Source organism: Pseudomonas sp. HMWF021 (genome assembly GCF_003061005.1).
Classification (GTDB): Bacteria; Pseudomonadota; Gammaproteobacteria; order Pseudomonadales; family Pseudomonadaceae; genus Aquipseudomonas.
The window spans coordinates 30,212-36,122 of sequence record NZ_QAIK01000144.1 but is presented as its reverse complement, the minus strand read 5'-3'; the positions used below and the strand labels follow the sequence as shown (position 1 = coordinate 36,122).

Below are 5,911 nucleotides of genomic sequence, written 5' to 3'. Positions count from 1 at the left end.
GGTCTGCTGCATGAAATCCATCGCCACCAGTGCGTGGTAATCCTCGTCCACCACCACCGTCATGGCGTCGTAGCGGCAGGCGAACGGGAAGGGCACGGCAAAGCGATTCTTGGCGATGGCGCGGGCGGTCTTGTCGACGATCTCGGTTTCGAAAATCACCACATCGTTGATGAACTTGTACAGCGTCTGCACCAACGCAAAATCTCGCGCCTGCGGGCATTCACGCAGGAAGGTTTCGCTGAGCACCAGGGGCTGGCGGCTCAACGGATAGATCAGGCGCTCATCGTCTTCGAGCACGCGCCGAGGCCGGGTGCGGATGGTGGCGCGGGTTTCCCAGGCGTCGGCGAAGGATTGATAGTCGGCGGCGTTCATTGGGCCACCTCCGCCAAAGGCTCGCGCATGCTCAGGCGCAGGCCGTCCCACAGGGCGATGCGGCTTTCCACCGCCGCGATGGCACTGGCGTAGACCTCGGCTTCACGCTGCGGATCGCCGTCGACCAGGCGCTCCAGCAGTTGCTCTGCCGCCGGGCCGTGATCTTCCGAGTCGACCTCGATGTGGCGCTCCAGGTAATAGCGAAAGGTCGGTGCCTGTTCGATGCCGATCCCCCAGTCATCGAGGATGCGCTGGAACATCGGCGGGATCACGCTTTCGCGGCCATGCAGGAACGCGGCGGCGACGCTGTGGCCCGGTGCATGCAGCGCGGTGTGCAGGGTCTCGCGGACAAATGTCGCCGCTGCCGGATCCACCTCGACGCTTTGCAGCGCCACGTCGTAGCTCACCCCTTCCTGTTGCAGCGCAACAAACCGTTCGACCGCCGTGGTGCTCGCCCCGACTTCACGCATGGCATCCAGGTACAGCTCGAAATGGCTGTAATGGCCGTGAGCGGGACGATCATCCGACTCTTCGCCGAGCACGATTTCATTGATCAGGCGTGCGGCATGCGGGTCGCGTGGCGGCAACCAGGGCAGGCGGGTGCAGGTCAGTTCCTGTTGCAGGCGTTTGGTCAGGGACATGAAATCCCACACGGCGAACACGTGGGATTCCATGAAGCGGCGCAGTACCGATATCGAATCGATCTCAGTGAAGATCGGGTGAACGCTCAATTGAGCTTTTTTCAGGGCGAGTTGTTCTTTAGTTGGCATCATGGCGAACCTCGATGTTATTGGAATAGAGGGAGTTGCTCGTACAGTTGCATCAACGCGGACATATCAAGTCTGAAGTGTTTTTATTGGCGAGCGCTGGCCTCATTCGGGTTGATGAAAGTTTGAAAAATGCATGAAAGGCTCTGGGCTATAGCCTTGGCGGTAATGGATCAAGGCTATGGCCGTACTGCGGAGCTGCGCCGTGTTTGCGGGATTGATCCTGCTCGGCGAGGAAAAGCTAATACATCGTTAAATAACTTAACAAGTTTATTTTTAATTATTTTTAGTTTGCTGTTTTTCAAGTATGAGTCGGCCCGGTAAAACTTTTTATTTAAGTTTTACTTGGGCGCAGTTGCTCCTTTCGGCAAATAATGGCCAAAATTTATTAAAAGAGTGAATGCCTCACTCAAAGCAACTTTCCGATGCAGAGATTGAAGTGGTGTATAGGAATGAAAGTGGGCTGGAAACGGCGCCGTAACTTCCCTTTTCCCGTGGCAAGGCTCCTTCCGTAGGTTCCTGGTGCGGGGACTGCGCCGACGGTGCGGTGCGTCACCCGTTCTTCATGGGTTGGCCGTTTAAGAGTGCGGGTAAATTGACGAGACGGCTATGACCGATTCGTCCACGCCGAGCCGCAATGGCGGGCATGCGAGCGCTGGGAGGTTAGAGTGAACACGAGGATCCGCCACCAGAATTGCGGAGGACCTTGGAGAGGATTTGTAAGCGGGTTATTCGCCGGCCAGGCGCGAAGGCCAGACGCCGGCGTGGAGGGGATCAGCGTTCGGTTTTGCGATGTTGTCCGGCAGGGCTGGCGAGGAAACGGGTGATCACGTCGACACCACGGTTGAGGTGCTGCGCAAGCAGCTTCACCGAACGCTCGACATCGCGCTCGATCACGGCCTGGAGCATGGCGCGGTGATCTTCCTGGGACAACTTGCCCAGACCCATGGCTTCGAGGTTGAAACGCAGAAAGCGTTCCTCCTCGTTCAGTCCGTCTTCGACCAGTCGCAGCAGACGCCGATTCGGCGCCTTGCTGTACAAGGCCATGTGAAACAGGCGATTGAGTCGCCCGATTTCGCTGTAGTCGTGCTGGGTTTCGAGTTCTTCGATATAGCCGGCGGCGTGCGCATGATCGGCGCTGGTCAGCAGCGGGATCGACTGGCGCATGGCTTCGGATTCGAGGAGGATCCGCAACTCGTAGGTTTCGGTGGCGTCGCCCTGAATCAGCGGTGCGACCACGGCGCCCTTGTGAGTGGTAACGCTCAGCAGCTCCTGGGCTTCCAGCTGACGCAATGCCTCACGCACCGGCATGCGGCTGACCCCGAACAGGTCGGCCAGATCCTGCTGGCGCAGGGCGGTGCCGCACGGCAGGCGACCGTCGAGGATCGCCGAGCGCAGGGTCTCTTCGATAATCGAGCGGGCGAGGTGTGCGGGGATCGGCCCTTCGACCTTGATGCTGTGCAGCGGATTGGGCTTCTGTGTCACGACTACTCACCCTGAATGACGACGTAATTTGGATCCAAAGACACTAGTGACTGCTCTACAGGTTGTCAAACCGTGTAAAGGATTGCGCGTGCATGAATTCTAGCGCGATGGCGATGATCTCAGGGTGCCATTGTTTTTTGCCGGGCTAAGCTTCACCATCAAACGCTTTCCTTCCTGCCCCCTGGAAACCTGCTGTGGCGGTACGTTTCGCGATCCCCCGGACGCTGCGCTGGCTAGGCTGCGCACTGTTGCTGGCCGGCGTCATGCTGGGCGGCCTGCATGCCGATTGGGATTTTTCCGCGATCAGCCGCAAAGCCACGGCGTTGTACGGACCACTGGGCGCGGGACAGCAGCGGATCGATGCCTGGCAAAATCTGCTGGCCACACAGAAACAGGTCAGCGAGATGGAAAAGCTCAAAGTGGTGAACCTGTTCTTCAACAAACAGGTGCGGTATGTAGAGGACATCGATCTGTGGGGTCAGGTCGATTATTGGGAGACGCCCATCGAAGCGTTGTGGAAAGGTGCCGGTGACTGCGAAGACTACGCGATCGCCAAGTATTTCAGCCTGCGCCATCTCGGGGTCTCCAGTGACAAGCTGCGCATCACCTACGTCAAGGCACTGCGCCAGAATCGCGCGCACATGGTACTGACTTACTACGCCACCCCCGATGCCATGCCGCTGGTGCTCGACAGCCTGATCGACCCGATTCAGCCGGCGTCCCAGCGAACCGATTTGTTGCCGGTCTACTCTTTCAATGCCGAAGGTCTGTACCTGCCGGGGGCCAAGGGCAACAAAAAGGTCAGTGACACCAAACGCCTGTCGCGCTGGCAGGATGTGCTGAAGAAAATGCAGGCCGAAGGTTTCCCGGTCGAAACGACTAACTAGGAGCACGCGCTCAGATGTCCTTGTTCAAACAGCTGTTGATCGCTATCTGTCTGTTCCTGGTGGTCGCCTTCACCGGCAGCTTCATGGTCAGTCTGGAGAGCTCGCGCACCCAGTACGTCAACCAGCTGCGCTCCCATGCCCAGGACGCCGCGACGGCGCTGGCGCTGTCGCTGACGCCGAATATCGACGACCCGGCGATGGTCGAGCTGCTGGTCAGTTCGATTTTCGACAGCGGTTACTACGCGAGCATCCGCGTGGTCGATCTCAAGACCGACCAGACCATCGTCGAGCGTAGCGGGATTCCGGCGGTCAGCAATGTGCCTGACTGGTTCGTCAAACTGATCGGCCTGGAACCGGCCGGTGGCGACGCGCTGGTCAGCCGTGGCTGGGAGCAGGCGGCGCGGGTCGAGGTGGTCAGCCACCCGATGTTTGCCGTGGCCAAGCTGTGGCAGAGCGCGTTGGGCAGCCTCGGCTGGCTGCTGCTGTGTGGCGCGGTCAGTGCGGTACTCGGCGCGCTGCTGCTGCGCCGACAACTGCGCCCGCTCGATTACATGGTCAAGCAGTCCCACGCCATCGCCCGCCGCGAATTCCTCAGCCTGCCGGAGCTGCCGCGCACCCCTGAACTGCGGCGCGTGGTGCAGGCGATGAACCAGATGGTCGAGAAGCTCAAGGCGCTGTTTCAGGAGCAGGCCGAGCGCAGCGAAAAACTGCGTGCCGAGTCTTATCAGGACAACCTTACCGGGCTGGCGAACCGACGCTATTTCGAGATGCAGTTGCACAATCGGGTGAGCAACCCCGAGCAGGCCAGTTCCGGTTACCTGCTGTTGTTGCGGGTCAAGGATCTGGCCGGGCTCAACCAGCGTCTGGGCGGGCAGCGCACCGATGAACTATTGAAAGCCGTGGGCCAGCAGTTGTCCCGCGAGTGCGCCAAATACCCGGAAACCCAGAACCTCGTCACCCGGATTCGCGGCGGTGAGTTCGCCGTGCTGGCGCCGGGGCTGGTGCGCGAAGAAGCGCTGCAACTGGCGCAGAACCTCGACAGTGCGCTGAGCAGCCTGCACGCCACCGGCGCCACCGATGTGCCGGCCGTGGCCTCCATTGGCCTCGCCCCATTTGCCCACGGTGATTCGCCGCAAACGGTCCTCACGTTGGGCGATCAGGCGCTGGCGCAGGCCGAGGGGCAGGGCGAGCAGAACTGGGCGTGCATCGATCAGAGCCTGGTGGCGGACGTCGGTGACGATCACCACGCCTGGCATCGCTTGCTCGATCAGGCGCTGAATCAGCAGCGTTTCGAGCTCTACTTCCAACCGGTGGTGGCTGCGCAGGACACGCAACTGGTGCTGCATTACAAAGTGCTGTCGCGGCTACTGGATGAGCAGGGCCAGACGATTCCAGCCGGGCGTTTCCTGCCGTGGCTTGAGCGTTTCGGCTGGACAGCGCGGCTGGATCGCTTGATGCTCGAGCGTGTGCTGGAGCAGATGAAAGCGCATGAGGATTCGCTGGCGTTGAACCTGTCTTCGGCAACGTTGGCCGACCCGCACGCGCTGAACAAAGTCTTCGAGATCCTGCGTGCACATTCCAATCTCGGTGCGCGTCTGACGCTGGAAATCGGCGAAGAACAGTTGCCGGAACAAGCGGTACTGGAGCAGTTGACCCGGCGCCTGCGTGAACTCGGTTTCTCCCTGAGCCTGCAGCGCTTTGGTGGGCGCTTCAGCATGATCGGCAACCTGGCACGGCTGGGGCTGGCGTACTTGAAGATCGATGGCAGCTACATTCGTGCAATCGATCAGGAGGGCGACAAGCGCCTGTTCATCGAGGCGATCCAGCGTGCGGCGCACAGCATTGATCTGCCGCTGATTGCCGAGCGAGTTGAAACCGAAGGGGAGTTGTCGGTGATTCGCGAGATGGGTTTGTACGGGGTGCAGGGGCAGTTGTTTGGTGAGCCCAAGCCCTGGAGCTGAGCCCTTTCCGTGTGGCGTCAGTGATGCCGCCATCGCGGGCAAGCCCGCTCCCACAGGATTTTGTGTCGTTCACATAACTGCGGTAACCCATCCCATTGTGGGAGCGGGCTTGCCCGCGATGACGCCAGATCAGTCAACGAAGATTCGGGATCAGATCAGCCCGCCTTCATCTTCATCGATCAACTGGCTCAACCCGCCCAGCGCCTCACGTGCCTGGGTCCGGTCCATCAGCTTGGCCTGGGCCGCCGGCGGCAGGTCGGTGACGCGGATCACGCCCTTCTGGGTCAGCACCTGAATCAGGTCGTCGAGTACCCGAATCATTTCAAAGTCGCTCTGCTTGAGCTGTTTGAGGCTGTTTTCCACGGCCGCGTTGGCGAACCAGGCCTGGATTTCGTGGTGGTCGGCCGGCAGCGTTTCCGTGGCCTCGGCGTAGGCCGCA

At 60.4% G+C, this 5,911-nt stretch carries 5 protein-coding genes and 1 pseudogene; 2 read left to right on the top strand and 4 right to left on the bottom strand.

Annotation, left to right across the window (positions count from 1 at the left end; genetic code table 11):
- The 3 genes and pseudogenes from DBR18_RS29545 to DBR18_RS20050 all read right to left on the bottom strand — a co-directional run.
- Positions 1-372 (bottom strand): annotated as a pseudogene (locus DBR18_RS29545) (aminobenzoate oxygenase); the annotation flags it as partial.
- Positions 369-1,145 carry a DUF3050 domain-containing protein gene (locus tag DBR18_RS20055; RefSeq protein ID WP_108591613.1) on the bottom strand — a complete coding sequence of 259 codons (777 nt, stop codon included), beginning with the start codon at positions 1,143-1,145 and terminating at the stop codon, positions 369-371. The gene DBR18_RS20055 and the pseudogene DBR18_RS29545, both read right to left, overlap by 4 nt.
- A 768-nt stretch (positions 1,146-1,913) precedes the next feature.
- Positions 1,914-2,624 carry a GntR family transcriptional regulator gene (locus tag DBR18_RS20050; protein WP_108591612.1) on the bottom strand — a complete coding sequence of 237 codons (711 nt, stop codon included), beginning with the start codon at positions 2,622-2,624 and terminating at the stop codon, positions 1,914-1,916.
- A 194-nt stretch (positions 2,625-2,818) separates the two neighbouring features.
- Between DBR18_RS20050 and lapG the strand changes: the two genes are divergently transcribed.
- On the top strand, positions 2,819-3,511 hold the full coding sequence (gene lapG / locus DBR18_RS20045) for a cysteine protease LapG (protein WP_108591611.1): 693 nt from the start codon (positions 2,819-2,821) through the stop codon (positions 3,509-3,511).
- Positions 3,512-3,525: 14 nt separating this feature from the next.
- Entirely contained in the window at positions 3,526-5,472 is a 1,947-nt protein-coding gene (gene lapD, locus DBR18_RS20040; protein WP_108591610.1) for a cyclic di-GMP receptor LapD, read from the top strand.
- Positions 5,473-5,622: 150 nt separating this feature from the next.
- Here the strand turns inward: lapD and DBR18_RS20035 are convergent.
- On the bottom strand, positions 5,623-5,911 hold a 289-nt coding region (locus tag DBR18_RS20035; RefSeq protein ID WP_256588812.1), incomplete at its 5' end, for a tryptophan synthase subunit beta.

What these genes read in the sequence shown, in the direction of transcription:
- DBR18_RS20055 (WP_108591613.1), bottom strand. Translation starts at nt 1,145, where the DNA reads ATGATGCCAACTAAAGAACAACTCGCCCTGAAAAAAGCTCAATTGAGC.
- lapD (WP_108591610.1), top strand. Translation starts at nt 3,526, where the DNA reads ATGTCCTTGTTCAAACAGCTGTTGATCGCTATCTGTCTGTTCCTGGTG.